Source organism: Streptomyces sp. NPDC005266, assembly GCF_040607655.1.
GTDB lineage: Bacteria > Actinomycetota > Actinomycetes > Streptomycetales > Streptomycetaceae > Streptomyces.
The window spans coordinates 44,854-70,585 of sequence record NZ_JBEXHC010000020.1; the positions used below are offsets into that span (position 1 = coordinate 44,854).

Genomic DNA, 25,732 nt, shown 5'->3' on the forward strand with positions numbered 1-25,732 from the left:
CACCGCTCCCCCGAGAGAAAGCACCCGTTGTCCCTGACCGCACCCCCGGCCCCGGCACCGCGCATCACCTTTGGCGCGGTGCTGGGCAGCCAGTACGTCGCCCGCCTGCTCGGCGGCACCCTCACCGGCCGCCTCCCCAACGGCATGGCGCCGGTCGCCATCCTCCTGTGGGCCACCGCGACCGGAGGCAGCATCGCCTTCGGCGGGCTGCTCAGCGCCCTGTACGGGCTGTCCTCCGCACTGTCCCAGCCGGTCAAGGGCCGCCTGATGGACCGCCGCGGACAGACCGCCGTGCACCTGCCCGCCGCCGCACTCAACTCCGTGCTGCTGGTGGCCCTGCCTGTGGTCGGACCCCAAGGAAGTCCGGCGCTCGCCACGGCGGTCGTCGTCGCAGCCGGACTGACCACGCCGCCCCTGGAGGCGGGGCTTCGGGCGCTCTGGCCGAGTGTGCTGCCCAATCCCCGGCTGCGGCACGCGGCGCTCGCCCTCGACACCGGTACGCAGGGTCTGCTGTACATCGTCGGCCCCCTGCTCGCCGCCGCGCTCGCCTCCGCACGCAGCCCGTCCCTCGCGCTCGCCGTCACCGCCGCCCTCGGTCTCGTCGGCACCGCCACCGTCGCGAGCGCGCCGCCTTCCCGGCGCTGGCGTCCCGCGCAGCCGACGAGCACGGACGGCGGGGCCGGGCGGCGGCTGGTCAGCCCCGGCCTGGTGCTGCTGTTCGTCTCTCTCACCGGCATTGGGTTCGCGATCGGATCCATGAACGTGTGGTCGATCGCCATGGCCGAGCACCACGACGAGGACATGCTGTCCGGGATCCTGCCCGCCGCCTTCTCGACCGGCAGCTTCCTGGGGGGCCTCGTCTACGGACGTGGCACCTGGACCGGCACCACGACCGGCCGGCTGATCACTGCCGGGGCCGCGTTCCTGGCCGGGTGGCTCCCACTCCTCGCCCTCCTGGGGCCGTACGCCGCCGCCTGCGCGGTCATCGTGCCCGGGGCCTTCCTCACCGTCGTGGTCGCCTGCGCCTACGTCACCACCGACGCCCTCACCCCCGCGGCCCGCACGAGCGAGGCGTACGCGTGGCTGATCCTGTCCATCGGTGCCGGCCAGGCCGCCGGCACCGCCCTCGCCGGACGCCTCGCCGAGCACCCCTTCGCCAGCGCCGCACTCCCCGCCGTCGGCGCCGCGTTCGCGCTCACCGTCCTGCTCGTCGCCCGCCCCCGCCTCGACCCCGCTGGCCGCCCCATCCGGGCCGGCCGACACCGCCGCCCGTCCCGGGGCCGGCACAAGACCCTCTGAACCCCCCGACCTTCACACCCATTTGAGGAGATCTATCTATGGCTGTCCGTACGCAGTGGACTGTCGAGCACTCGTGCTCCCACGAGGTCGTCCATGACCTGTCCAACCGTCCCGCCGACAAGCGCGCCGGATTCGCCCGCTGGCTCGCCGGGCGGGACTGCACCGACTGCTGGAAGGCAGCTCGCGATGCCGACACGGAGTCCAAGGAGGGGTGGCTCGCCGCCAAGCGCGCCGAGGAGCAGCAGGCTGCCGTCGAGTGGGCGAAGCAGTTCGACATGCCGCAGTTGGAGGGCCCGGAGAAGGCCCTGGCCTGGGGCGAGCGGTCCCGGCACCAGCTGATGACCTCCGCGCACACCTCACTGGTCGTCGAGGGCTCCTGGGACGAGGCGGACTGGGCGGAGCTGGAGGAGAAGGCGCGCTCCATCACCCGCGCCGGATGGTGGATCGACCAGCGTGATGCGGAGGGCTCCGACCTGCTCGAACTCCTGGACGCAGCCGGCGAGGACGACCGCGGGACAGAGAACCCGTTCCGCTGACGGCGGCGGAACATAGCCGAGGATCGCCGGTTAGCCAAACCGGCGATCCTCCGGACCATTGTTCCTCCCACCGCCACCCGCCTCGCGTGGAAGGAACCCCATGTCCCAGCCCCCATCCGCTCCGGTCTTCACTCCGACCCCCGACCCACTCACCCCGGACAGGGACATCACCCACGCCCACTTCCAGGCCGGCGACACGGTCGTCGTCCTGAAAGGGGCCGCCGGCGGAGAACTCTGGGGAGACGCCATGCGTATCGTCGCCCCGTCCTGGCACACCCCCACCGACGAAGACGGGTGGCGGCTACGCGACGCCACAGGTGGAGCACAGACGTACATCACCGCCCACCCCCGCTACCTCGTGCACCTCTCCCGCCGCTGCCCGGACTGCCTGATCTACCTGCGAGCCATGGAGGACTACCTCCTGCCGAAGTACACGGACGGCGAGGCCATCGTCGACTGCGGCTGGTACTCCACCACCGCCCTCGGCCAGCTCGTACACGTCGCCGACGCCCGGAGCGGCTCGTGACCCTCCCCGTCCGCGACGTCGTCCTCCGCGAAGCCAGGGCCCGTGCCACCGACCATCTGGCCGCCCCGTTCTGGCCCGTCCGGCTGGCACAGGAGCTGCGCGAACTCGGCGTGGACTGGCAGGAATCAGCGGAGGTATGTGCGGATGCGGCCTGGGCCGCCCGTGCCGCTGGGCGCAGCGTTCTCGGCCTGCTGAACCCCGGCGAGATCACCGCCCACGATCTCGATCCGGTCACCGCCCGTACGTACCGGCATCTGTATCTGAGCGCCCTGCGCTACGACTTCCGCTGTGCCACCCTTCAGGCGTTCGTCGAACAGCTTCCATCCAGCGCGATGTCGAAGCTCGACTGCTACAGCCGCGCCCTGTACGCCTTCGCACTGCTCGGTCAGTCCCGCCCCGAGGGCCTGGCCCTCATGGACGAGGTCCTCGCGGAAGCCGGCGATCACGCCAAGACACTCCACGTTCTGCTGCACGGATTGTGGCTCGGCCACGGCCTGGACCAGGGGGCGAAGCGACTCCTCGCCCTCAGCGCCCAGCCTGCCTTCGGCACCGCGGGCACGGATCCGATCGTGCTGTTCCGGGTGGCCGGCACACTGCGCAGGCTCGGCCGCTACGACGAAGGGCTAGCGGCCATCGACCGGGCCCTGGATCTTCTGCCACCGGGCGACATCACGGTGCACGCGGATCTGGTGCGCGAGCGTTCCCTGATCGCCGCCGCCCGGGACGTTCACCAGCACCTGTCTGCCCGCGCCTTCGGAGGCTCGGCGGCGTGATACCCCGCACCAACCTGCGCGCCCACGGGCCGTACGAACCGCTCGGCGAAGCGCTGGGGCGTCCGGTACCCACCGGGGGCGGGATACCGGAGGTCACCGTCGTGGCCTACTGGCCGGGGCTCGGCTCCTACACCCTGGACGACGAGCAGGCTCCGTGGACCGCCACGCAGTGGGCCGAGCACCTGGAAGACCCGCTGCTGGAGGAGCCTTTCGTCACGAGCCCGCACGGTGACCGCCGGGCGATCTTCCACCTCGACGTCCGGCTGCACCCAGACGACCGTGAGCTGTCCGGCCCCGAATGGGCCGAGGCCGCTCACCGGCTGGCCCGCGCCGCGGGAATCGAGGTCCCCGGCGAGGCGAACGGCTGCCGCTGGATCGCCGTCCAGGCCCAGCCCGGACGCCTCGACCTGATCGCCAACCTGATCCGGCTCGACGGCTCCTGGCACACGCCACCTGCCGAGGTCCTGCGGTGCCTCTCGGATGAGGCCCGCCGCATCGAGAAGGACCTGCGCCTGATCCCCGTACGCAGCACTTCCCGGCCGCAGACCATCGCCCGGCCCGCTCCGACAGCATCAGCCCAGCTCGCGGTCATCATCTCGCAGCTCGCTGACGAGCGGACCGGCCCCTTGGCCACGGTGCGCGGACTCATCGAGCACACCGCCCACCAGGCCGCCCGCCAGCCGGGAGCCGCCGGTGCCGACACGGCGCATCGCCTGGAACTGATCGCCCGCCGCCTCTACGGCATCCAGCAGGACCTCGACACCGCCGCGACCCACCTGAACGCACCCACCCGGCCGCGCACAGGCTTCCCGGCACCGCCCGCCATCACGGCACCTTCACGTCGATCACCGTAGGAGAAACGTCCCTTGCCCCCGGCCGCCCGATTCGTGACCGTCCGCCGCGACCCGCACTCCGAGGAGGTCCTCGCCCGCGGCGGAGACCCCGAGGCCCACAGCGTCCTACAGCGTACGGGCTTCGTCCCGGTGGTCCGCGTCCACGAGACCTACCACCGCGCCCCCACCAACCTCGTCGAGGGCGACCACACCCGCCTCGGGATCGAAGCCGTCGCCCGGCTTCGGGCCGTCGGATACCACGTCGACTGCGACGAGGACTTCGACACCGACCGCCGGCCGGTCCACGATCTGCCGCTGGGCGCCACCGTCGCCCATCTCGCCCAGCGCATCCGCGAAGCCACCACCACCTGGGATGCGGCCGGCGTACTCACCGAACTGACCGCCTCCCACGACGGCGTCCTCGCCGCACTCGAGGAAGTCCTCATCGCTACCGCCGAGTTCCACGACGGCCTTGGCGACGCGGCCGACCCGCACATCGCCCGCCGTCTGCGCTACCTCGCCGACGAGCGTCTTCGAGCCATCCGCAGCGACCTCTCCGACACCCGTAACGCCCTCGCCGACCGGCACGCCCCGCACCCCGGCCGCAGCATCTGCGCCGAAGAGGTCCCCGCCACCGAACGCGAGCGCTCCGCCGTCTGCGCCTGCCCGCCCCCGCCGCGCACCGCGCCGGCCCCGCCACCGCCTCCCGTGGCCGCCGGCCTGCGCCGCTGACCCCACCTCGCCCAAGGACACCATGCACGATCACGCCAACTCCGAGCGCCTCGCCTCGTACGCCGACGTCCTCGCCGGCGAACTCCCGGGCACCTGGACCAGCTCCTACCACCCTCCCGAGCACAAGGACGACCTCGCCGAACTGGCTGACCGCATCTGGGACCTGGACCTCGTCGCCGCGTCACTCGCTGAGCACCCACTCCAGCAGGCCGCCGTCCTGAGCCGCCCGGACGGAGCCCAGCTCGTCGTCCTGGAACGGCACGACGAACGCGACGGATTCCTCGTTGCCGCCGTCGCCCCGCGCGCACTGCCCAACGAGGCGTACCGCGCCGTACCCGAGCCCAACGGCATCGCGCTCGCGGACGATCCGTTCCTGGGCGCCGAGCAGGTCGCCGGCGACCTGCTCGCCCGCTACGAAGCCGCACTCGCCCAGGTCCGGCACAACGCCCTGGGCGGCATCCAGCCGTCCCAGCCTGATCGGGTCGTCCTGACCTGGCAGCAGGACGGCAGCGTCGCCGCCGCGCCCGTCGGTGACGCAGCCGGCGCCGTCCTGGTGGCTCACGGCTTCATCCAAGATCCGCAGACCGGTATCTACCGCCTCGGCGCAGACGACACCAGGGCCCAGGCCCGCGCCCTGCGCGCGCTCGGCCCGCAGCTCGACGCGCTCGGCATCGGCACGGCGCTCCAGCACCCCGCAGCTCGGACCGCCCCCAGCGCCGTCCTGCCGCCGGCTCCGGCCGCCACACGAACGCCGACCACCAGGGCTCGATGAAGCCAGGGGAGCCCGACTTCCTGGTGCTGGAGTACGTCACCATCACCAAGGATTCACGCACCGGGCTGGTCGTCGCCATCGGCGGGACCGAGCGGGCGGCGGACATCCTCCAGCGCACCGGTGGCTTCCTGACCGCTCCCGGCCCCCGCGGGGACTACCACCGTCTTCCCCACGGCCTCCCGATCGAGCAGCAGCGGCTGAAGGCCACCGCGGCATCGCACGCCCTGCTCTGCGCCGGTCACAGCGTCCACCTCGACCCCGCCCTGAACGCGCTGACCGCGCCGAACGGCGAACGCGACGCGGCTCTGCGCTACCTCGCCCAGCTCGCCGAGCGGGCCTCCCGCGCTGAGAGCAGCACCGAGGTCGCCGAGGTCCTGACCGAGATCGCCGGGCCAGCCGGCGGCCTGCTGCCGCTCACCCGGGACGTTTTGGTCAGGGCCTGGATCGCCTTGTCCCCTGCCCCAGATTCCGAGAGCGCAGACCCCGACCCCGTCGCCGACCTCGGCACCACGGCCAACGCGCTCTCGCACGCCGCCCACCGGATCCTCGCCGCCCGCAATCACGCCGCGCGGGCTCCCGAGCGGTCGACAGCCACAACACCGCCGCCGAGCCCCGCGAGGCAACCGTCCGCCCCCGCACCCCGACGCCGATGAACTGGAGAACCGCCCATGGGTAATCGTGCCGATGATTACGGCACCGACGTCGAGATATACGTCAAAGCGTTGACCACCACCATCCACGCCGCCACTCCCACCGGCGCCCCGGCCAAGCTCCACGACCTGCTGGAACAGCTCGGGATGGAACGCCACGAGTACCCCGTCGGCACCCCCCTGTACATCTGGCACACCGTGCCCGAGCACCTCGATGCCGAGGAGCAGAAGCGCCTGGCGAACCGGGCGATTCCGACGCTGCTGATGGCCGGATACAAGGTCAACATCGACCCCGACCTGCTCGATGAACCGGCCCTCCAGCAGGCCGCGCGCGAGATCGGCGCCAACAGGCCACGCAGTGTCAGACGGCAGCCGCCGCCGACTGCCTCCTCCTCGCGCCCCACACCGTCCCGGCGTACCCCGTAACGCCCGTCGGGCGGCCCCGGCTCCCTGCTCGGGGCCGCCCGCCCCGCACCGACAGCCTCACCGGAGAACCCCGTAGCACCCCGCAAGCCCCCGCCGATCAGCCACCGCCTCACACCCCGCCTCGCCACCGCCCTGTTCCGCCGCTACCTACGCGCCTGCATCACCACCAGCCCCCACCGCCCCTCCCCGCCAGCACCTGGCCGCCCCGAAGCCGTCCTCGGCGAAGCCCGGCGTATCGGCCACCGCCACCACCACTGATACCGACCCCCCGCCCTGGAGGAGCATGCCCCACTCCAACCCGTCCCCGGTGCGGCTGGCCGACGAGATCGCCCGCCAGCTCGGCCATCTCGGCGACCACCTCGCGACACTCCCCCCGCATGAAGCAACGCAGGTCATCGCACGCGTTGTCGACCCTGCGGACGGTGTCCTCGCCGGCGTCACCCACCTCGTCTCCGTCAGCAGCATGTTCGCCAAGGTCCAGGCCGAACGCGGCGCCCTGCCCGCCGAGGTGTGGCTCGCCCTGGGGCGGGCCACGAACGAGCTCGACGCCATCGGCGGGGACCTGGACGAACACCGAGAGATCCTCCAGCACGCCAGCAACCGGCCCGAGACCGCACCGGCGAAGCCGCCGGCCCCTGCTCCACTCGTCGTCCGGCGGCGCCGGTGAAGAGGAAGCAGTGGCAGGGCTGGGGGGCGGGCGAGCAGGCTCAGCAGCACTACCTCGTCGAGCCCCGCGTCCTCGCCGGCGGCGGTGACCTCCGGCACGTCTCCGAGTACCTGCGCGCTTCGGGTTGGCGGGACAAGTCCAAGGTCGGCGGTCGTCTCGCCATGGAAAGCCCGGACCGCGCGGTCCGTATCACCTACGACCCCTTCGTACTGCCCGGAGGGTGGACCATCCACGGTGCCGCGAGCGGTCACCAAGAGCAGTGGTGGGCAGTCCTCGGGCGGCAAACACCGGTGGAGATCGTCGCCGGTCTCACCGACGCCCTCACCCGCCCCCGCTCCGCGCACGCCCCCAACGTGTGGGCACCTTTGCGCGAGCAGGGGTGGGACCGTCCGCCCAACGCCGAGCACGTGACCGCGACCAGCCCCGACGGCAGCGCCTGGATGCAGTTCCACCAGGGCCCCGACGGCGAGGCGATGTGGTGGTCCGGGGCGAAGGACAAACAAGGCAACGGCTGGACAGCCCAGTTCGCCCCCAGCACCCCGATGCACCTGGTGGAAGCCTTCTCGACCGCGCTCGCCAGCCCCGAACCCGTGATGCGCCCGCTGGGACGGGTTCCACACAGCGCCCAGATCCGCACCACGTCCGTGTCCGTCCTGCCCTCCCAGCTCAGCGCCTGGCAGCAGGCCCGGATCACCGCCGCCCGCGCCGCCACCTGGGCTCGCAACACCGCCCGCAGCAGCCGGCCCCGCACCACGGCCCGCCCCCACGCCAACACTGGTGGCGCCCGCACCTACCGCTGATCACCCACACCCCACGAACCGAGGAGCTTGATGCCCGCACTCACCCCGGACACGATCCGCACGGCGACCGAGACCCTGTCCCTTCTTACCGACTACCTGCGTGAGAGCCCCGACCCCGAAGAGGCGCTCGCCCTCGTCGAGCCTCTGCTCGATGAGTACACGGGCCTGCCCGTCCAGCTCGCCGACACCTTGCGCGCCCTCGCCCGCGCCGTGCAGGACCATCCGGACACCCCGCGCACCGTTGAGGTCGGCCTCCTGATCACGGACCTGCGAACCGCCGCATGGGAGCAGGCAGACCAGCACACCCTCCACTACGTCCTGGACGGCCTCCGGGGCCTGTACGGCAGCGCCGTCGCCACCGAGCCGGAGTGCGGCTCGTGCCGCTGAGCGAACGGCAGCTCGCCGCCTTCGCCGACAAGCACGCCTGGCGGATCCCGTTCGACACCAGCCCCCGCCACCTCGCCGGCCCCGGAGACGCCCGCCACGTCACCCACGGCCTGGCCGCCGCCGGATGGAGACCCACCTCCGACCCGCTCAGCGCCGAGATCGTCCTGCGCAGCCCCGATCACCGTCACAGCCTGCAGTTCGACCCGCAGTCCGCCACCTCCGCGTGGTGGCGGCTGCGGGCCGAGCCCACCGGCAGCGAGCCGGGCTGGTACGCCGAGTTCGGCGAACTCGTCCCCGCCGAGGTCCTCGCCGGCCTCACCGACGCCCTCGTCGCACCTGCACCCGCCGAGCCGGGCAACCCCCTGCCGTCGCTGGAAGCTGCCGGCTGGCTCATCGACGGCCGCGGGGCCGCCGTCTCCGATCCACCGGGGTGCAGGGTGGAGCGCCGGCCGGAGAAGGATGACGGCACCGTGCCGTGGCGCGAACCAGACCGTACGTCCTGGCACATCGAGGTCCGGGACCACCCCGGATCCTCCGCTGCGGGCCCCCGGATCTGGCACGCCTGGTTCGACGGCAACACACCGGAGCACCTCGTGACCGCCTTCATCACCACGCTCGCTGACCGCGCCCCGCTCCAGCGCGGCATGTACGACCGCACCGCCCACGGCGCCGTTCAGAAGCCGAGCCCGCTCACCCCGGAGCAGGTCGTCGAGGCCCACGCCGCCCGCCTCGCCGGCATCCGCAGGCAGGCCCGCGGCGTGCGGCGCCGGCCAGAGGCCGTGACGCCCCCGGCGAAGGAAAACAGCACCCGTTCCACCGCTCGCCGCTGATCCCGATAGGACACCCCACCATTCCCCTCGACCCCGCCGCACATCGCGAGGTGCTGCGTCACCTCGACGCCTTCATCCGCGACAGCAAGAAGATCCTCGACGCCTGGGACGCGTACTCCGACGAGCACACCGGCCTCGACGGCTGGCCGTACGACGACCACGCCTACGGCCTGCGCCAGAGCCAGCGCGACGCCGATACGGCCGCTGCGTTCGAAGCCGTCCACGCCGGCGCCCGCCACCTGCTGGCCACCGCCGAGACGCAGCTCGCCCAACTCCCCTCCCACGCGGTACAGAGCCGCTGGGTATGGCAGCTGGGCGTCCTGCAGGATGCGCTCGATCGCCTGGATGTACTGCATGAGGAATGGCGGCAGACGCGCGACAGCCTCGCTGCCGACGCCTGCCCCGGAATCCCGGCGTACGACGACGCCCTCGCCGAGTACCACGCCGAAGCCTGGAGCTACCGCAACGACTGGGCCTCCCACGGCCAGGCCGTCCTCGACATCAACACAGCTGCCCGCCACGCTCCCTCGACTCTGGCCCCGCCACCGACGGCGACCACGGTCCCCGCGTCCGGCCAGGCCAGCACGGTGCGGAGGTGACCATGCCGAAGCCCCCCGAGATCGTCGATGTCAACTTCGTCGCCCCGCGCCACCTGGCCGGAGGCGGAGATCCCTCCTGGGTCACCGTCCCTCTCCATCGGGCCTGCGGCTGGAGCTACGGCCACGACCCACTGATGCCGCGCGTCATCCTCTCCAGCCCCGACCAGAGGGCCCTCCTCCGGCTCGAGCCCGACCCGGACGGCCAGTGGTGGACGCTCCATCATGCCCAGCAGCCGGACCGGCCCGCCTGGTACGCGAGCTTCGGTGCCCGCACCCCGGTCGAACTCATCGCCGCTTTCACCGACACCCTCACCAGTCCCGCCGCCGATCCTGCAGACGACTGGGACCCGCTGGAACCGCTCCAGAAATCCGGCTGGTCACCGGCCTACAGCCACAACCGGCTCGCCTCGGCCGACGGCACGGTCCGCGTCGAGGTCAACGAGACCACCGGCTGCTGGTGGGTCGGTGCCGCCCTCGATCGCACCGGCCCTCCTCTGTGGCAGGCCCGATTCGGCGAGCACACGCCGCCCCACCTGATCACCGCGTTCACCGCAGCACTGACCGACCCCAGCCCGGTGCTGCGTACGGCCACCGTCGTCAACCTCCCCACCCGGGACCCGGATCTCATCACCGTCACGCGGCGGGAAGTCCCCGCCGCGCAGGTCGCCTCCGCCCTGGAAGAACGCGTCCACGCCCTCGCCGCGCGCCGCGCCAGCACGCCGGCGAATCCGAGTCCCCTTCGACGGTCACCGGCCAAGAACACCCGCAGCCGCTAACCCCTTCGTCCCCGCCCGGAAGCACGTAGCCCTTTGCCACCCTCCTCCAACCGTTCCTCCGACGGGTACGACATCGTCCTGCGCCTCCTCCTCGGAGTGCTCGGCGTCGTCGTCCCGCTGTCCCATCTCGCCTGGCTGTCTGGCAACATCACCGCATGGCTGACCGCCGACCACTGGGCGCCCTACCAGCCGACCGCCGCCCTGCTCCATCCTGACCAGCTCTGGCCCCAGTTCGGAGAAACGTCCCTGCTTGTCGGCGCTCGGATCGTCCCGGTCGCGGCCCTGCTCGCGCTCGGTGCCGTGACCGGCGTCCTGTGGGCGCGGCACAAGAGCCGCGGCGGCGGCCGGAAGAAGATCACCGGCATGGCCAAGGCCCGGGACATCGAACCGCTGATGGCCAAGGCGATCACCGCCAAGGCCCGCTCCCTGCGCCCGAGCCTGAAGGACGCCAAGCACATCGAGGCCCGCGACACCGGCATCCTGCTCGGCAACCTGCAGGGCACCAAGCACGAGGTGCGCATGGGCTACGAGGATGTGGCCGTCGCCATCATGGCGCCGCGCTCGGGCAAGACCACCTCGCTCGCCATCCCCTCCGTACTCGCCGCGCCCGGCCCGGTTCTGCTGACCTCGAACAAGGCTGCGGGTGATGCGTTCACCGCCACCTACGACGCCTGCGCACGCGTCGGTCAGGTGTGGTCGATGGATCCGCAGCAGATCGCGCACGCAGCACGCGAGATGTGGTGGAACCCGTTGGCGGACGCCAAAACCCTGGACGGCGCCGGGCGGTTGGCCGGCCACTTCCTCGCCGCCTCGGTGGACGCGAGCCAGCAGGGGGACTTCTGGTCCAAGGCCGGATCCAACATCCTGTCCCAGTTGTTCCTGGCCGCAGCCCTCGACGAGCGGCCGATCACCGACGTCATGCAGTGGCTCGCCTTCCCCGCCGACCGCACTCCGCTCGACATCCTCCGCGACCACGACTTCGCCGCCGTCGCCGCCCAGCTCAAGGGCACGGTCGAGGGACCGCCGGAGACGCGCGATGGCATCTACGAGACCGCCCGCCAGTACGCCGCCGCGCTGCTGAACAGCGAGATCGCCGCCTGGGTCACCCCGCAGAAGGACGTGCCCGAGTTCCGTCCGGCCGAGTTCGTCACCTCCACCGACACGCTCTTCCTCTTGAGCAAGGACGGCGGAGGCGGCGCCAGCGCGCTGATCGCCGCGTGCGCGGACTCGGTGATGCGCGCCGCGACCGCGCAGGCCGAGCGAGCCGGCGGGCGGCTCGACCCGCCGATGCTCGCGATCCTCGACGAGGCCGCCAACGTCTGCAAAATTTCGGACCTTCCGGACCTGTACTCGCATCTCGGGTCACGCGGGATCATCCCGATCACGATCCTGCAGTCCTACCGCCAGGGCCAGAAGGTCTGGGGGGACGCGGGCATGGACGCCATGTGGTCAGCGTCCACGGTGAAGGTGATCGGCTCCGGCATCGACGACCCGGACTTCGCCGACAAGCTGTCCCGGCTGATCGGCGACCATGACGTCGAGACGACGTCCACCTCACATTCCGAGTCCGGCAAGTCGACCTCCGTGTCGATGCGGCAGGAGCGGATCCTGCCGGCCGACGCGATCCGCGCCCTGCCCAAGGGCACCGCTCTCTGCTTCGCCACCGGCATGCGCGCCGCGATGCTCGACCTGCGCCCGTGGTACCTGGAGCCCGGCGCCGACGAACTCTCCGCCGCATCCAAGCGGGCCTCCGACGGCATCACCAAGCGGGCGGTCGCCAAGCACACGCCGCGGCAGACCGACTTCGGGACCGCAGCATGAGATCGATACGACTCCCCGATGGTGCCCGGCTCGCCACCTACATCGACGGTCCCGCCCAAGCACCCGTCACGGCAGTCCTCGTGCACGGGCTCTCGGTCACCGCTGCCCTGTGGCGCGCGCACGTACCGCTCCTGCTCCGTGAGGGGATGCGCGTCGTGCGCTACGACCAGCGCGCGCACGGCTACTCCACCCGCGGCACCGCCGCCCTGAGCCTCAACCAACTGGCCGACGACCTCGCCCAGGTGCTTGAGACGACAGCGCCACGGGGACCGCTCGTGCTCGCCGGCCACTCCCTGGGGGCGATGACGCTCATGCGCCTGGTCGCGCGCCACCCCCACCTCGCGCCCCGCATCCGCGGGCTGGTGCTGATCTCGCCCCCGTACGCCGGCATCAGCACCCGCACGGGCACCGGCCCGGCCCAGTCCATCCTCACGCTGGGCCGCAACCTTCTCGCGTCCGCGTGCACGCACGCGCCGTACCTGCTCGACGCGGTCCGGCGGTGCCTTCCCACCACCAGCCGGTGGGCCCTGCACTCCCCCGCACAGCTGGCGTCCGGTGCATTGCCGTTGCCGTGCCGGCAGGGCCTGCACACCATGGCGACCGGAGACCTCGCTGCCCTGTGGCACGACCTCGCCAATCAGCAGCCCGACCCTGGTCCGCTGCAGCAGCTCGGCGGGCGGGTCCACCTTCTGGCCGGAAGCCTCGACGCCCACATCCCGCCCGAGCGGACCGGTCGTCTCGCCGCCTGTCTGCCCAGCGCCCAGCTGGAGATCGTCCCGGACGCCACCCACGCATTGCCCCTGCGTCACGCCCAGCTGGTCACCGACCGAATCTCCCGCTTCGCCTCCATCTCAAACCCGATCGCCCGGAGCACACCACCCCTTGCCTTCGCTCAACCTTGCAGAACAGGCAGAACAACTCCGTGACCTGGCAGGCGAGTTCGAGGCCCTGCACGCACGCGTCCGGGACCTCTCCTACACCTCCGGCACCGACGCGCTGCGCCGGATCAGCCCGCTCCTGCTCAAGGTCCAGGACCTGATGGCCACCGCCCTCGTACGCCTGGGCGCGCTCGACGGCGGCGCGTACGCCCACATCGCCGGCAGCCGCGCCAGCCTGGAGTGCCTGGCCTCGGTCGTGGTCGCTTCCTCCCTGGCCGGCAACGACCTCGCCAGCGCGCTGTACGCCAACCCGTACGAAGGCGCGCCGTTCGTCGGCTACCCGGCAGACGACGAGGCGGTACGCACCGCTCGCCACGCCGAGGCCATACCGCGTATGACCGGCCACCTCGCCGATGCCGCCCACCAGCTCGACCTGAGCGCGATCGGGTGCCATTACGTCGCCACCGGCATCACCCGCGACCTCGCCGCCACACAAGAACAAGCGAAGCCTGTTCAGCGGACGACCGGCCCCACCACAGCCCCCTCAGCGTCCCGCACTCCCCGCGTACGGCGTTGACGCTGCCCCGACGCCGCCAGCTGGACACGCTGACCTTCTCTCCCGCCGAGGACACCTCTTGCACCCCTTCCACCTGTTCGCCCTCCAGCTCGCCGACCGTCTGCCCGGCACCTGGACGGCCCTCTACCGCCAGTACACCCGCGCCGCCGACCAGTTCACTGACACATGCCGCGTGTGGACGCCGCTGGACGCCAGGCCGGCCATCGCCTTCCGCAGCCACGGAATCACCCTGCGGCGGCACGACGACCTGGAGCTGCACCTCGTCGAGCACCGGCGAGGCCGGGTCCTGGTCTGCCCTGTGATCCCCCAAGGGCTGCACGAGGGCATCACCGACCGCATCCCCGCGCCGCCGACCGTCCCCGGCCCTCTCGATCCGGCCCGCGCCGCCTGGCGGATCACCGACCGCGTCCTGCCCCACTACACCGCTGCGGTCACCGGCGCCCTCGCCGCACGGCGCTCCTTCGTGCCCGCGCTCCTGCCCGTCCCGCAACCGGACATCTCCCGAGCCCGCGCCCGCTGACCCGGCCTCCACGCTCCGCCCAAGGATTGCCCATTCACCCCTCCCCCCAGTTCCGCGCCCTTTCTCTCGGTGCCGGCGTCCAGTCCAGCACCCTGCTCGCCCTGTCTGCCGAAGGCATCCTCCCGAAAATTGACTACGCGATCTTCGCCGACACCGGATGGGAGCCCAAATCCGTCTATGACCATCTCGACCGCCTCGAACGCGAAATAGCAACGCCCGCCGGTATACCTGTTCTCCGGGTTTCCTCCGGAAACATCCGCAACGACGCCCTGAACCCGGATCACCGTTTCGCCTCCATGCCCCTCTACATCCTCAACACGGACGGGCGTCCTGGGATGACCCGGCGCCAGTGCACCGGGGAGTACAAGGTGAAGCCCATCAAGAAGAAGATCCGCGATCTTCTCGGCTACCCGTATCCGACTCGGGTACCAAAGGGCGTTTTCGTCGAGCAGTGGATCGGCATATCCACCGACGAATTCCACCGCGCCAAGGACGCCGACGTGAAGTACATGCAGAACCGACATCCGCTGATCGACATGGGCTGGTCGCGTTCCGACTGCGTTCGCTATCTCACCTCTCTCGATCTGGCCGAAACCCCGAAATCGAGCTGCCTGGGCTGCCCTTTCCATGGCAATGCTCAGTGGCGGCGCATCCGCGACAACTCCCCCGCCGAGTGGGAGGACGTCGTGGAATTCGACGCTGCCATCCGAAAGGGCAATGCCCGCGCCAACGCCAGCGGCAATCGGCTGCTGGGCGAGGCGTTCCTGCACCGCTCCCGCGTCCCCCTCGGCCGGGCTCCGATCGACCACGTCACCGCCTCCGAGTGGGCGGCCCTCCAGCAGGAGCTCGCCGACGAGGACGAGTTGGAGCGGGGTGTCGCGGATGGCTGCTCGCCCTGGGCGTGCCGCGGGGATGCGGACGCTCTGGCGCAGGACGACTTCGGGCTGGCCACGTGATACTCGACCTCTTCGCGGGGCCGGGCGGCTGGAGCAGTGCACTGGGTATCTTCGGCGTGCGTGACGTGGGGCTGGAGTGGGACGAGTGGGCGTGCAGGACCCGTGCTGCCGCTGGGCAGTTGACGATCCGGACCGACGTGGCGATGTATCCGACGTGGCCCTTCCTCGGCCGGACGCGCGGGCTGATCGCTTCTCCGCCGTGTCAGGCGTGGAGCATGGCCGGCAAACGTCTTGGCCTGGTGGACCAGCCGCTGGTGCATGCGGCGGTCGAGGACCTCGCCGCCGGACGCGACACCCGCGAGCGCCTCCTCGCCGCCTGCCGTGACGAGCGTTCCCTGCTCGCGGCCGAGCCGATGCGCTACCTCCACGCCCTGAACACGGTCGGCGAGCCCGAGTGGGTCGCCATGGAGGAGGTTCCGGACGTCCTGCCGCTGTGGAAGCAGTACGCGGCGATCCTGCGCGGCTGGGGCTTCTCGGTCTGGTACGGGATCCTCAACGCGGCCGACTTCGGCGTTCCGCAGACGCGCAAGCGGGCGATCCTGCTCGCCTCGCGAGTCCGTACGGCACAGCCTCCCACGCCGACGCACGCCCGGGTCGCCGAGCCCGACTCGCTGTTCGGTCCGGGACGTGCCCGCTGGGTGAGCATGGCCGAAGCTCTGGGGTGGGGTGCGACCGACCGGCCCGTTCCCACCGTCTGTGCCGGGGGCGGGCCCGGCGGCGGGCCCGAACCGTTCCCTTCGGGCTCCCGCAAGACGCTCTCCGACGCCCGGGACCGCGGAACCTGGATGCCGCGACCGGACGGAGTGGTCCTTCAGTCCCGTCGCGAAGGCGCGGGGTGGGCGGCACGGCACGGCACCCGTGAGAACCGTGCTGCCACCGCCCCGGCGCCGACGTTCACCGCCGAGGCGCACCGCTGGTCCTGGTCTCTGCGCAGCAACAACCAGGCCAACGCCACTGTCCGGTCCATCAAGGAGCCGGCAGGCACGCTGTTCTTCGGGCACCGCGCGAACGAATGCACCTGGGTCGCCACACCGCTCTCGGCGCCGACGAAGGACACGGACGCGCCGGCAGTACCGGAGCCGATCCGGATCACCGCTCGCGAGGCCGGCCTCCTGCAGACCTTCCCCGGCGACTACCCGTGGGCCGGAAACAAGGGCCAGCAGTTCTCGCAGATCGGCAACGCGGTCCCGCCGCTGCTCGCCGGCCACCTCCTCGCCCCGCACCTCGGCGTCACCCTCGACCCGAACGACTTCACCCTGGCCGCCTGATGCCCCTCAACCCCGAACCCGACGAGGACGACCTCGACACGATCCCGGCGCCGCAGCCGGTGTTCCACGTCGAGCAGGCCCTCCTCGGCGCGCTTCTTCTCGATCCGCACCGCCTCGGCGACGTGACCGGCGTCTCCGCCGACTCGTTCTCCACCGCCGCGCACGCCGCCCTGTTCGCCGCGATCAGCACCCTGCCGCCGCCCGACCCGGCCGAGCACGCGAAGAACACCACGTGGCTCAACCAGGTGCTCGCAGCGGGCCAACAGCAGGCACGCGGACTGACCGCCTCCTATCTGCACACCCTCATCCAGGTCTGCCCCTGGCCCCGCCACGCACCCGCCTACGCTCGGATGGTCGAGGCCGAACACGCCCGCCGCCGACTGCGGGCCGCCGCCGAGCACCTCCTCCAGACCATCCACGACCCCTCCCTCCCCCACCCCGTCCAGACGGTGCTCGCCGAGGCCGACGCGCTCGCCGCAGTCGTGGACGACATCGCAGCACGCTTCCCGCCACGCGCCGGCGTCCTGCCCCGCACCCCGCCACCCCCGCCGGCCATCGCACCCGACTATGCCGAGGCGGCGGCCGAGGAACAGTTGCTGCTCGCTACCTCCACCGCCCACCCCGCTGGCATCGAGTCCGTACGGTGGCTGCTCCCCGAGGACTTCACCCAGCCGCTGCACGCCGGCCTGTGGCAGTGCCTCACCACCCTCGAACGCCGCCACGAGCCCATCGACCCCGTCACCGTCCTATGGGAAGCACAACAGCGCGGCCTTCTTGAGCACGGCAGCGAACCCGGCGACGTGCTCTGCCTTCTCGCCGGACCGGTCGGCTCCGTCGAGCACTGGGGCGAACGCACCTTGCAGCGCTCCCTCCTGGCCGCCGCCGACCACGTCGGCCGCCGCATCGAGGCGTACGCCAGCGACCCTGCGAACACACCGTTCCAGCTCGTCGTCGGTGCCCGCCGGGCCCTCGCCGACCTCGGCGCCATCCGCACCCGCTGGCAGCACGCCACCGGACGGATCCTTCCGCAGCGCCCACGCCCCGCGCCTACCACCCGCGCGGGCCCCCCGACCACCACGGCCGCCCGCACCACTCGCGCCACCCGATAGCCCCCCGCACACGCCGGTGGCCGGGCCCGTAGGCCCGGCCACCGGGCACAGGAGATGACACCCCCACGTGACCACCGCCCAGTTCATCGACGCGCACGTCCGCCTCGACGTCCACCCCACCCACCCCAGTGCCGTGACCGCCGTCCTGACCGGCTCCCAGGCCCACATCCCACACGTGGGCCTGGAGGCCGCCAACTGGACCGTCGTGGCCGAGAACACCCTGGTCCTGGCCCGCATCGATCACGAGGAGCCCTACTGGGCCGAAAAGGCGGCCCAGCAACTGGCCGCTGACGGGGTCAGCGTCGAGATCACCCCGCGGCTCCGGGAAGCCATGGCCGAGGAATGGACCTGGGCCGACTATCCAATGCCCTGGTGCACCCGCAGCGAAATCCTCGAGGTCTCCGACGCGGCCCAGAAGATCTATGACGACATACGCCATGGCCAGCTCCTCATCCACGCTCACGCCGAGGACGGCCACACCACCGTCGCGGTCGGCACCTACCTCGGCAGCGGCAAGAGCGTCTATCTCCACGGCGAGAACCATCTGCGGCAGGTCGCCGACACCTTCGACTCGCCCGCCGCAGCCCTGGTCGCCTTCGAGAGGGTCCACGGCACCGCCATGCGGCCAGGCCCGGCACCCATGACCGACACCGAGCGCGCCGCCGCCCAGGCGGAAACGTCCCCACCCGCCGCCGAATCTGGACCTCCACACCCCCCGCCGGAAACGGTCCCCGCGTACGCGGCTGATGCCGGCGACCACGATGCTCTGCTGGAGGCGTTCCTCGCCGCCCACGGTGAGTGGGAGAAGTGGCGGACCTGGTCGGACGAGACGACCCACGCGATCCACGAGTCCCAGACCCTGTGCATCGAGCGCGTCCACGAAGCCCACCCCCGCGAGACCGCCTGGACCGTAGCCGCGTACGAGACGCCCGTCTCCGACCGCATGTGGGTCCTCACCGCGACCGCCGCCACTCCGGCCCCAGTGCTGCAGGAACTGCTGGATCACCTCGCAGGCGGCGACGGCTGGCACACGGCCGTCGGCGCCCTGGTGGACGAAAAGACCGTCGCCGCCGCCACGCAGCCACTGTCCGAGGCCGGGTGGAAGCACACTGTGGACGGGCGATGGATCGGCTGGACGTCCCCCGCCGGGGACGCGGGGGTCCGGTTCGACGCTTTCGCCGCCCAGCACCCGAGCCAGAACCTCGCCACCTGGACCGTCTGGGCAGGTCCAGGTCCCGACCGACCCACCTGGGCCCTCACCGCGTCCCCGGATACCCCAAGTTCGCTGCTGGCCGACCTCTCCGAGACCCTCGCCCACGGAACCGGCACCCGGCGCACCAATACCGCAAGGCGCCCCCGCAGCGTCCGACTCCGACCCGCGCCGCCAGCTATCTCCCCGCCAACGACCGGGCACACGATCAGCCGCAGTCTCTGAACCGGACACGAGCGGCTTATGTCGCTGATGCCGCCCAACGGCAGCCCTGCGCCCCGTAAGCCCGGTATCGCACCCGTCCCCGTTCGGCGCGCGTCCTCACCTAGAGGGCAGCACGGGATCGATCTCCTCGTCAGCTGCACCTGTACGCCTCGCCCCGAATCTCCCTCGCGATGTGGCTGGGACTTGGTACGTTCGGGCGCATGACACCGCGTTCAGTGGACCTGCGCAAGGAGCCTGTGGAAGCCGTGCTGGACCGTGTCGAACGGTCGCTTGAGGTACGCCTTAGCCGGGAGGCTGTAGTGCGCAAGCGCCGGTCTCTGGGGGCGCGTACGGACCGCAATACGTGGGTGCGGATCGAGCGGCGCGGACTCGATCGGATCGGGGTCCAGGGAGGGGATGGCACCGCGTCCGCCGAGGCCCTTCGCGGGATCGCGAGACCGGCCTGGCTCACAGGCGTCGCGTGGCGGGACGACACGGAGCCGGTGATGTGGCGAGCGGACGAGACGGAGATGCTGCCGGCGGCGCCAGTGAGCAGCGCCGTAGTGGCGGAGGATCCACAGCTGCCCGAGGAGTGGTGGAATGCGCTGAACGCCTCGCTGGATGCCCTGGCCACGCAGCACACAAACCGTATCGCGACACCGGATACCGAGACCCTCACTCAGGACCTGGTCAGGGGAACGATCCACAACGTCTTCCCGGGTGTCGATGCGGCCGTAGCCGAATGGCGGCCGGCCCATGCAGATTTCAACTGGGCGAATATCACGGCGCCGGTGTTCTGTGTGTTCGACTGGGAGGACTGGGGCATGGCCCCTCGCGGCCTGGACGCGGCAAGTCTGTGGGGGGCCTCGCTCGCCGTCCCAGCTCTGGCAGACCGCGTCCGCAGCGAGCGGCGTGAGGATCTGGAGAGCCGGGACGGCATGCTGATGACCCTGTTCATCGCCGCGAAGATCCTCGGCCCTTACGCCGATCCCGAGGACCCCCGCCTGGTCCCCGCGAGGAAGACGGCGGAGCAGCTGCTGAAGGAACTTCAGGCGCGCTGACGGGCTTTGAGGAGCTGCCTGTACTCCCGGACCACGTTCTCGTCGACCTCGTACGCCAGGGCCTCGGTCAGCTCCCGCAGATGGGCGACGTCGTCTGTGCCGACCGCGACCGCGTCGACCCGAGGGAGGCCGTACGAGGAACGGAAGGCAGCCTGGATCTTCGTGGCGGACGGGGAGCCTCGCAGGAAGACCCTCGGATCGAAGCGTTCCCACACCGCCTCGGCCGTACTTCCGCCGAAGGGGCTCATGCCCCACACCTGCGACGGGCACCACCGCATCGCCAGGGCCTCGGCCGCTTCGAGGACGTCGACCCCGACCAGCAACCCCGCTCGGGCCATAAGGACATCAGGGCTTGGCACGTCGAAGTCCATGAGCGAGCGCGGATCCCAGGTCGAGACGCCCCAGGAACGGCAGAGCCCCGCCTGCGCTGCGCCGGCCAGGACCGTGCACGCCTGTTCCAGCGTCTCGGCGTCGGGTGCCGAGTGCTCTGGGTTGTGGAGAAATACCAGATCAGGCTCCCGCCCAAGATCCTTGATGGCTTGCTCGACGGCTACGCGGAGCCGGGCGGGAGCGAGGCTGTGCCCCTCGGGGAAATACCCGACCTTGGTGGAGACCGAGAATTTCGGCAGAAGATCGCCTGCCGTCGCCTTCAGGACCTCGTGGGAGCGATGACGCAGGTAGTTAGACGCGGTGTCGAGGCGTGTTACATCAAGGTCGGCGGCTGCTTCGAGTAGGTCACGGGCGTGACCAGACCGGTGTAGCCCGAGGACGATAGTTCCGTCAGCGGTTCGCACAGCCCCTCCGTGATCAACAAGTCGGCCAAAGCGATGACGTCGTCGGGGGCACCCTCGAGGTAGACCGGGTGACCTGACAGGAGCACACGCAGGCTCGGTTCTGCGCGCTCGTGGAAGGTCAGCCGCTTACCGCCACCGCACACTTGGACGGTGTCACCGGAGCGGACGATGGAGGGCGCGAACTCGGTGACGGCCGCGACTCCGTCCGGCCGACCGAAGGCGGCCACGTGCGGCATGTGGCGTGCGGGCGGGGTGCTGGACCGCAGTTCGTCCAGGTACCGCTCTGGGCTGTAGGTGGCGGCCAGGGCGCTGAGCTTGTCCGTCAGCACCTGGTGTGCGGTGCCCTGCACGCCCTCCAGGTCGTGACGGAACGCGTCGTCGGCGCGGGCGGCGTCAGAGAGGAAATTAGCCCAGGTGACACCGGTCCGTTTGGTGAACCCGAACGTCACGTGCAGTGAGTGTCCACCACTCCCCGAACCGAGGCGGGTCGCGGTGTGCCAGAAGCCTCGTGGGATGTGCATGACGTCCCCGGCCTGCATCGTGCCCTTCCACAGCACTTCCTCGGAGGGCGTGCGGTTGCGTTCCGCGTCGCGGTACATCGGCGCCAGCCGCGAGGGACCGCGCACTTCCCACGACTTCTCGCCAGAAAGCTGCACGGCGATGACCTCGTGGTCGTCCCAGTGCAGATGGAATCCGTCGGTGTCACCCACCGCGAGGTAGGCGTTGGCAGAGGTGAGCTCGCCGGACCACCAGCCCAAGGCCCGGCAGGCGACTTCCAGCGTCGCGTCGAAGAAGTCCACGTGATCCAGGACCACGGTGCCGCCGTCGTTGAGAACTCGTCCGAGGGCCGCCATGTCCGCCTGGCTCACGGCCTGCCTGCGCCGGTTGACGTTGGTGGACAGGAACGTGGACGGGTGCACTTCCTCGCCTTCGGCATAACAGCGCAGCTGCGGATTGGCCAGATGGCGGCGCTTGATCAGGTCCAGCAGTCTGAGCGGGGTCAACAGCCGTGCGGGCAGCTCCGGGTCCGTGAGACGGCCGCGCGCGAACGCGGAACCCACGGAACCCGGCCCGTCCCAGCCGAGAGCCTTCTCGATGTGGCTGACGAGCCGGTGCTCCATGGGTTCCCCTTACTCCTTCGGGAGGTTCAGGTCGCGGTTGTCGCCGTCATCTCCCGCGCTGTTCTGCGAGCTGGTGATGTCGGACCGCTCGGACTCGCTGCGGTCATGCGCAGTCGCCAGCTCCTCCACCGCGATCAGAAGCGCGGGGCTGGTCCCCGCCACCTGTGTGGATGCCCTGTCTGCCATCGAGCTCTCCTCTCAGTTCTCCAACCCAGCTCTGGGCGAACGTCTGAGTTAACCCGCGTCCACCGCATGGCAGTAGGGCGGGATTCGGACAGCGCTGCAGGACGCTCTTGCCCCTTCTCAGGGGAGGAAGCTAGGGCCTGATTCCGCCTGGACGACTGCCTGGTCTGGGCTGGGCCGAAGGAGGGTATTCATCGACCGGGAGTGTGAGCCAGGGCGAGAGTGACAACCATGGCGGCGAAAGGCAGGACATCGGAGCCCCGTCAGCGGGGCAACATAGCGCGGGATCGCCGGTTAGCCAAACCGGCGATCCCGCGGATGATTGATGGTCCACCGCCACTACCTGCCCGGACGTCGAGAGGCATCACCGAGACGACCATCGAATTGACGCGTGGAAACGCGATCGGCTAGGACCCGTTAGCGCTTCACGCCGCCGCATAGCTCATGCGGAACAAGTCCTGGGCGCGCTCCACATCCCGGAGGGTGCGCAGCTGCACCTCCAGGTCGCCCGTGCCGTGGTGACCGAGACCCGTCACGTCCCGGGTGAACCCAGGGACGAGGTCGACCTGCTTCGGGTCAACCTTGAGATAGACGAGGAGCTTGGTCCTCTGGGGCGGGCACACGCAGGCGAAGTTCCGCAGGCGCTGGTACGCCCGGTACATCTTGCGCTGGACATAGTTCACGCCGTCGCCCAGCCCTAGCAGCGACTCGTCGACCGCCTGCGCCAGCTCAACCCGGGCGGTGCCGTGGCCGCCGCCCCCAGGCCCGGTCCCCTGCCGGCGAACGCGTCGGGTGACCGGTGACCGGCCGCTGACCGAGGCCACAGTCTCAAGGCCGAGCAGGTCGTTGCCGAAGAGCCGGTAACGGACCAGGTCGATGCTGCGCCGGTGCTCGCGCACGGCATGAACGTCGTAGCGGGTGAAGTCGCCAGCGACGCAGATCAGCCTCGGTCCGCTCCACAGCACCTGGGCCGCGGCCGTGGCCCCGAGCCGGTCGCGGGCCAGGCGCTCGAACTCCGCCCGGTGATCCATGAGCCAGCTGAGGTAGAACAGGCCCTGGTTGATAACACCCGAGTCAACGCCCCGCTTGTACTCGACGATGACGGGGGATCCGTTCTCGTCGAGACCGAGCGAGTCGATGCGACCGCCGTGGACCGGTCCCGTGCTGTACTCGCTTGCCAGAAAGCGAACCCCAAGCAGCGCTTCCATGTTGGCCTCGACAAGGCTCTGCACATCTGCTTCGAACTCGGCAAGACGCGGTGCGACCTCGGTCACACCGCCATTCGTGCTGTAGAGCTTCAGGTTCGACACCACCCCTCCCATGCACCAGTGTCGCCAGGGTTCAACAGTGGGAGCCGTCGGATCTATTTCCGAACGCTGGCCATTAGGCGGTTAGCCCGGAAAGAGCTGAAGCACCTCGGGTCCTTCCGTCGTCACATCGCCCTCATCAACACTCAGAGCGAGGCGGGGACGAGTCATCGTGGCCGTCGCGTAGACCTCGTTCGCGAGCTCAAAGGGAAGACCCGACCGAGCAACGAGCTCGTCGAACGGAACCCCCGTCTCCTCGCAGAGGCGGACTGCCCTCTCCAGGAGAAGGGGGGCTTCCCGAGGACCCAGGTCGCACGGCTCCGGATCTCCGTTCTGGGAGAGCATCGTCATCGCGCGCTTGTACGTTGCATCACGGAAGGCACCGAGAGCATGAGCGCGATAGACGATCGCTTTCAACGACGTTCCCCAACGCCGCTTAAGCGCATAGAGCACCTCCCAATCGAGCCGCTGCGGTAGCTCCGCAAGGATCTCCGCACTCGGCATCAAGAACTCCGCCGCAAAGTCGTGCGCCTGATTCTCGATGATCCGGCTACCGGGCTCTGCGTCAAGGTGCATGACCAAGTGCCCAGCCTCGTGTGCGGCATCGAACCGAGAGCGAGCCCTGTCGTTCTTGGCAGGATTACGGAAGACCATGGGCCTGCTTCCGTACCAGTGAGAGAAAGCGTCCACTCGTTCGGACATGGCGGGAAGCTCCAGAACTACCGCGCCATGAGCCTCCAGCAGCCGCGTCATGTGAGGAATGGGTCCGGTGGGAACCCCTAGCGCATCGCGAGCGTCCCGTGCCACGGCTGCGATGTCGGCTCGGCTGGGCTCGGACGGCAATGCCAGGCGAGGTAGCGCAACAGGCGGCAGCTCCACATAGTGCTCAATAGTGGTAACCAACCTCCATGCAACCTTGCCGAATGCGACAGCCTGGTCACGTTGCAGTTGAGTCGTTGCCCGAAGGCTCCGGAAGTGGGCAGCGCTGGGCACGGTCGGGTGCGGGTGACCGGCTGCGAAGAATGTGGCCGGGACCCCCAACGCCATGGCCAACTGTGCGACCACCGCAGTCGACGGACGGCTCTGGCCCAGCTCGTACTGACTAACCGCCGCTGGCGTGAGCGCCACCTTCTTGGCGAGCTCGTTCTTGCGCAGTCCTCGAAGCTGACGGGCCGTCGTCAGAGCTTCAGGTTCGAAGGAGCGGGAGGCGAGCTCAGCGCCTCTCGATCCTCGCAGCGGTGTTGGCATGATCTCTCAGTCTGTCTTCTCGCGCTTTTCACGCGGCTCTTCGGTACGCCGCCGCAGCGGCAGCTCGTGCTCGTCCAGGTCGCTGTAGGCGGGCGCCTTGGAAGCCTCCTCGGCAGTACGGCTCTCGTCGACGCCCGGCTCGGGCAGCTTGCGGTCCAGGCCCGTGCTGACCTCTTGGGGCAACCCTTCTCGCTCGACGATGACGTCTTCGGCCGAGCGGGGAGCCGGAAGGCCAACCTGGAGATCATTGTGGATCTCGACCGTGCCATCAAGCCAAGGCGACCCGCCCTCGCGGTTATCCCGCGGGAGGCCCACCTCGATGACACAGTTGCCCGTCTCGGGGTCGCCCATGTGCATGACGCGCACGTGGCCCTGGCGAACGGCCTCAGCGAAGCTCTCGGCCCAGTCCGGGTCTTGATCGAGGGTCAGCTGGCCCTTCATCGCACTGTTCGCTACCGCACCCCTGAGACGCGCAGCGCTACCGCCCCAGTTCAGTTGCTCCAGCTTGTCCCGCACCTTGCCAGGTGCAGTCAGCGGAAACTTGTAGATCCTCAGGACCCACGGCCCTGAGATGACCTCGATCGCTCCGCCGGCGACCTTGCGAACCGGAATACCTGCTTGGTTGAGCCTCTGGAAGGAGAGGTTGGCGATGTTCCGCCAGACCAGTTGGGCAAAGGTGCCGTTGTCATCCCCATGCGAGGGGTCATGACGGTCGGCGTTGGTCGCGTACACCTCGCACGCGACATCCCGAATGATCTCCAGCGCACCCGACTGCCGGAGATCACTCAATGCCTGCTGCAGAGTGATTTCCACACGCCGACGATAGCAGAACCCGCCCATCTCTGCGCGAAAATCAAGTAGATGGGTCC

General features: G+C 70.3%; 30 protein-coding genes and 1 pseudogene. 24 read left to right on the forward strand and 7 right to left on the reverse strand.

Translation table 11 applies throughout. From position 1 onward, the window contains the following. Positions 1-27: 27 nt before the first annotated feature. From ABZU99_RS27680 to ABZU99_RS27795, 24 genes are all read left to right on the forward strand, one after another. The gene (locus ABZU99_RS27680; protein WP_356047226.1) at positions 28-1,299 is read left to right on the forward strand and encodes an MFS transporter; all 1,272 of its coding nucleotides are present in this window, start codon (positions 28-30) and stop codon (positions 1,297-1,299) included. A 38-nt stretch (positions 1,300-1,337) separates the two neighbouring features. Continuing rightward, a complete protein-coding gene (locus ABZU99_RS27685; RefSeq protein ID WP_356047228.1) occupies positions 1,338-1,835 on the forward strand; it encodes a hypothetical protein in 498 nt (165 codons plus the stop codon). 100 nt (positions 1,836-1,935) lie between these two features. After that, positions 1,936-2,361 (forward strand): hypothetical protein, encoded by a 426-nt coding sequence (locus tag ABZU99_RS27690; RefSeq protein WP_356047230.1) that lies wholly within the window; start codon positions 1,936-1,938, stop codon positions 2,359-2,361. Further along, positions 2,358-3,134: a hypothetical protein gene (locus ABZU99_RS27695; RefSeq protein ID WP_356047232.1), complete on the forward strand. Its 777-nt coding sequence runs from the start codon at positions 2,358-2,360 to the stop codon at positions 3,132-3,134. The genes ABZU99_RS27690 and ABZU99_RS27695 overlap by 4 nt, the downstream gene beginning before the upstream one ends. Continuing rightward, a complete protein-coding gene (locus tag ABZU99_RS27700) occupies positions 3,131-3,988 on the forward strand; it encodes a relaxase/mobilization nuclease (RefSeq protein ID WP_356047234.1) in 858 nt (285 codons plus the stop codon). Before ABZU99_RS27695 ends, ABZU99_RS27700 begins: the two co-directional genes overlap by 4 nt. A gap of 12 nt (positions 3,989-4,000) precedes the next feature. Further along, positions 4,001-4,699, forward strand: coding sequence for a hypothetical protein (locus tag ABZU99_RS27705; protein ID WP_356047236.1), 699 nt, complete (start codon positions 4,001-4,003; stop codon positions 4,697-4,699). A 22-nt stretch (positions 4,700-4,721) separates the two neighbouring features. After that, positions 4,722-5,471, forward strand: a complete 750-nt coding sequence (locus ABZU99_RS27710) for a hypothetical protein (RefSeq protein ID WP_356047238.1) — start codon at positions 4,722-4,724, stop codon at positions 5,469-5,471. After that, the gene (locus ABZU99_RS27715) at positions 5,468-6,124 is read left to right on the forward strand and encodes a hypothetical protein (protein WP_356047240.1); all 657 of its coding nucleotides are present in this window, start codon (positions 5,468-5,470) and stop codon (positions 6,122-6,124) included. Before ABZU99_RS27710 ends, ABZU99_RS27715 begins: the two co-directional genes overlap by 4 nt. A gap of 15 nt (positions 6,125-6,139) precedes the next feature. Then, complete coding sequence (locus ABZU99_RS27720; RefSeq protein WP_356047242.1) at positions 6,140-6,547, forward strand: hypothetical protein; 408 nt, start codon at positions 6,140-6,142, stop codon at positions 6,545-6,547. 283 nt (positions 6,548-6,830) lie between these two features. Continuing rightward, complete coding sequence (locus ABZU99_RS27725) at positions 6,831-7,214, forward strand: hypothetical protein (protein WP_356047244.1); 384 nt, start codon at positions 6,831-6,833, stop codon at positions 7,212-7,214. Further along, the gene (locus ABZU99_RS27730; protein ID WP_356047246.1) at positions 7,211-8,014 is read left to right on the forward strand and encodes a DUF317 domain-containing protein; all 804 of its coding nucleotides are present in this window, start codon (positions 7,211-7,213) and stop codon (positions 8,012-8,014) included. The genes ABZU99_RS27725 and ABZU99_RS27730 overlap by 4 nt, the downstream gene beginning before the upstream one ends. A gap of 30 nt (positions 8,015-8,044) precedes the next feature. After that, a complete protein-coding gene (locus ABZU99_RS27735; RefSeq protein WP_356047248.1) occupies positions 8,045-8,401 on the forward strand; it encodes a hypothetical protein in 357 nt (118 codons plus the stop codon). Then, positions 8,392-9,231 carry a DUF317 domain-containing protein gene (locus ABZU99_RS27740; protein WP_356047250.1) on the forward strand — a complete coding sequence of 280 codons (840 nt, stop codon included), beginning with the start codon at positions 8,392-8,394 and terminating at the stop codon, positions 9,229-9,231. Before ABZU99_RS27735 ends, ABZU99_RS27740 begins: the two co-directional genes overlap by 10 nt. 50 nt (positions 9,232-9,281) lie before the next feature. Continuing rightward, positions 9,282-9,830: a hypothetical protein gene (locus ABZU99_RS27745; RefSeq protein ID WP_356047252.1), complete on the forward strand. Its 549-nt coding sequence runs from the start codon at positions 9,282-9,284 to the stop codon at positions 9,828-9,830. Positions 9,831-9,832: 2 nt separating this feature from the next. Further along, positions 9,833-10,606 (forward strand): DUF317 domain-containing protein, encoded by a 774-nt coding sequence (locus ABZU99_RS27750; protein WP_356047253.1) that lies wholly within the window; start codon positions 9,833-9,835, stop codon positions 10,604-10,606. A gap of 33 nt (positions 10,607-10,639) precedes the next feature. After that, a complete protein-coding gene (locus ABZU99_RS27755) occupies positions 10,640-12,427 on the forward strand; it encodes a TraM recognition domain-containing protein (RefSeq protein WP_356047255.1) in 1,788 nt (595 codons plus the stop codon). Then, complete coding sequence (locus ABZU99_RS27760) at positions 12,424-13,353, forward strand: alpha/beta hydrolase (protein ID WP_356047257.1); 930 nt, start codon at positions 12,424-12,426, stop codon at positions 13,351-13,353. Before ABZU99_RS27755 ends, ABZU99_RS27760 begins: the two co-directional genes overlap by 4 nt. Continuing rightward, on the forward strand, positions 13,310-13,882 hold the full coding sequence (locus ABZU99_RS27765; protein ID WP_356047259.1) for a hypothetical protein: 573 nt from the start codon (positions 13,310-13,312) through the stop codon (positions 13,880-13,882). The genes ABZU99_RS27760 and ABZU99_RS27765 overlap by 44 nt, the downstream gene beginning before the upstream one ends. Before the next feature lie 58 nt (positions 13,883-13,940). Next, positions 13,941-14,402 (forward strand): hypothetical protein, encoded by a 462-nt coding sequence (locus tag ABZU99_RS27770; RefSeq protein WP_356047261.1) that lies wholly within the window; start codon positions 13,941-13,943, stop codon positions 14,400-14,402. Positions 14,403-14,494: 92 nt separating this feature from the next. After that, positions 14,495-15,358: a hypothetical protein gene (locus ABZU99_RS27775; protein ID WP_356047356.1), complete on the forward strand. Its 864-nt coding sequence runs from the start codon at positions 14,495-14,497 to the stop codon at positions 15,356-15,358. Continuing rightward, entirely contained in the window at positions 15,355-16,626 is a 1,272-nt protein-coding gene (locus ABZU99_RS27780; RefSeq protein WP_356047263.1) for a DNA cytosine methyltransferase, read from the forward strand. The genes ABZU99_RS27775 and ABZU99_RS27780 overlap by 4 nt, the downstream gene beginning before the upstream one ends. Then, positions 16,626-17,735 (forward strand): DnaB-like helicase N-terminal domain-containing protein, encoded by a 1,110-nt coding sequence (locus tag ABZU99_RS27785; protein WP_356047265.1) that lies wholly within the window; start codon positions 16,626-16,628, stop codon positions 17,733-17,735. Before ABZU99_RS27780 ends, ABZU99_RS27785 begins: the two co-directional genes overlap by 1 nt. A 67-nt stretch (positions 17,736-17,802) precedes the next feature. Next, positions 17,803-19,170 carry a DUF317 domain-containing protein gene (locus ABZU99_RS27790; protein WP_356047267.1) on the forward strand — a complete coding sequence of 456 codons (1,368 nt, stop codon included), beginning with the start codon at positions 17,803-17,805 and terminating at the stop codon, positions 19,168-19,170. A gap of 200 nt (positions 19,171-19,370) precedes the next feature. Beyond that, complete coding sequence (locus ABZU99_RS27795; RefSeq protein ID WP_356047357.1) at positions 19,371-20,210, forward strand: hypothetical protein; 840 nt, start codon at positions 19,371-19,373, stop codon at positions 20,208-20,210. Here ABZU99_RS27795 and ABZU99_RS27800 read toward each other — a convergent pair. The 7 genes and pseudogenes from ABZU99_RS27800 to ABZU99_RS27830 form a co-directional block, all read right to left on the reverse strand. Beyond that, complete coding sequence (locus tag ABZU99_RS27800) at positions 20,198-21,004, reverse strand: aldo/keto reductase (protein WP_356047269.1); 807 nt, start codon at positions 21,002-21,004, stop codon at positions 20,198-20,200. The genes ABZU99_RS27795 and ABZU99_RS27800 overlap by 13 nt on opposite strands. Then, positions 20,914-22,125 (reverse strand): cupin domain-containing protein, encoded by a 1,212-nt coding sequence (locus tag ABZU99_RS27805; RefSeq protein WP_356047271.1) that lies wholly within the window; start codon positions 22,123-22,125, stop codon positions 20,914-20,916. Before ABZU99_RS27805 ends, ABZU99_RS27800 begins: the two co-directional genes overlap by 91 nt. A gap of 9 nt (positions 22,126-22,134) precedes the next feature. Then, positions 22,135-22,311, reverse strand: coding sequence for a hypothetical protein (locus ABZU99_RS27810; protein ID WP_185923492.1), 177 nt, complete (start codon positions 22,309-22,311; stop codon positions 22,135-22,137). Positions 22,312-22,733: 422 nt separating this feature from the next. Next, on the reverse strand, positions 22,734-23,618 hold the full coding sequence (locus ABZU99_RS27815; RefSeq protein WP_356047273.1) for a DUF5655 domain-containing protein: 885 nt from the start codon (positions 23,616-23,618) through the stop codon (positions 22,734-22,736). Positions 23,619-23,699: 81 nt separating this feature from the next. Continuing rightward, entirely contained in the window at positions 23,700-24,368 is a 669-nt protein-coding gene (locus ABZU99_RS27820) for an ImmA/IrrE family metallo-endopeptidase (RefSeq protein ID WP_356047359.1), read from the reverse strand. Positions 24,369-24,647: 279 nt separating this feature from the next. Continuing rightward, a pseudogene (locus ABZU99_RS27825) lies at positions 24,648-24,863 on the reverse strand (helix-turn-helix transcriptional regulator); the annotation flags it as partial. A 6-nt stretch (positions 24,864-24,869) separates the two neighbouring features. Next, a complete protein-coding gene (locus ABZU99_RS27830; RefSeq protein ID WP_356047275.1) occupies positions 24,870-25,676 on the reverse strand; it encodes a hypothetical protein in 807 nt (268 codons plus the stop codon). Positions 25,677-25,732 lie beyond the last annotated feature (56 nt).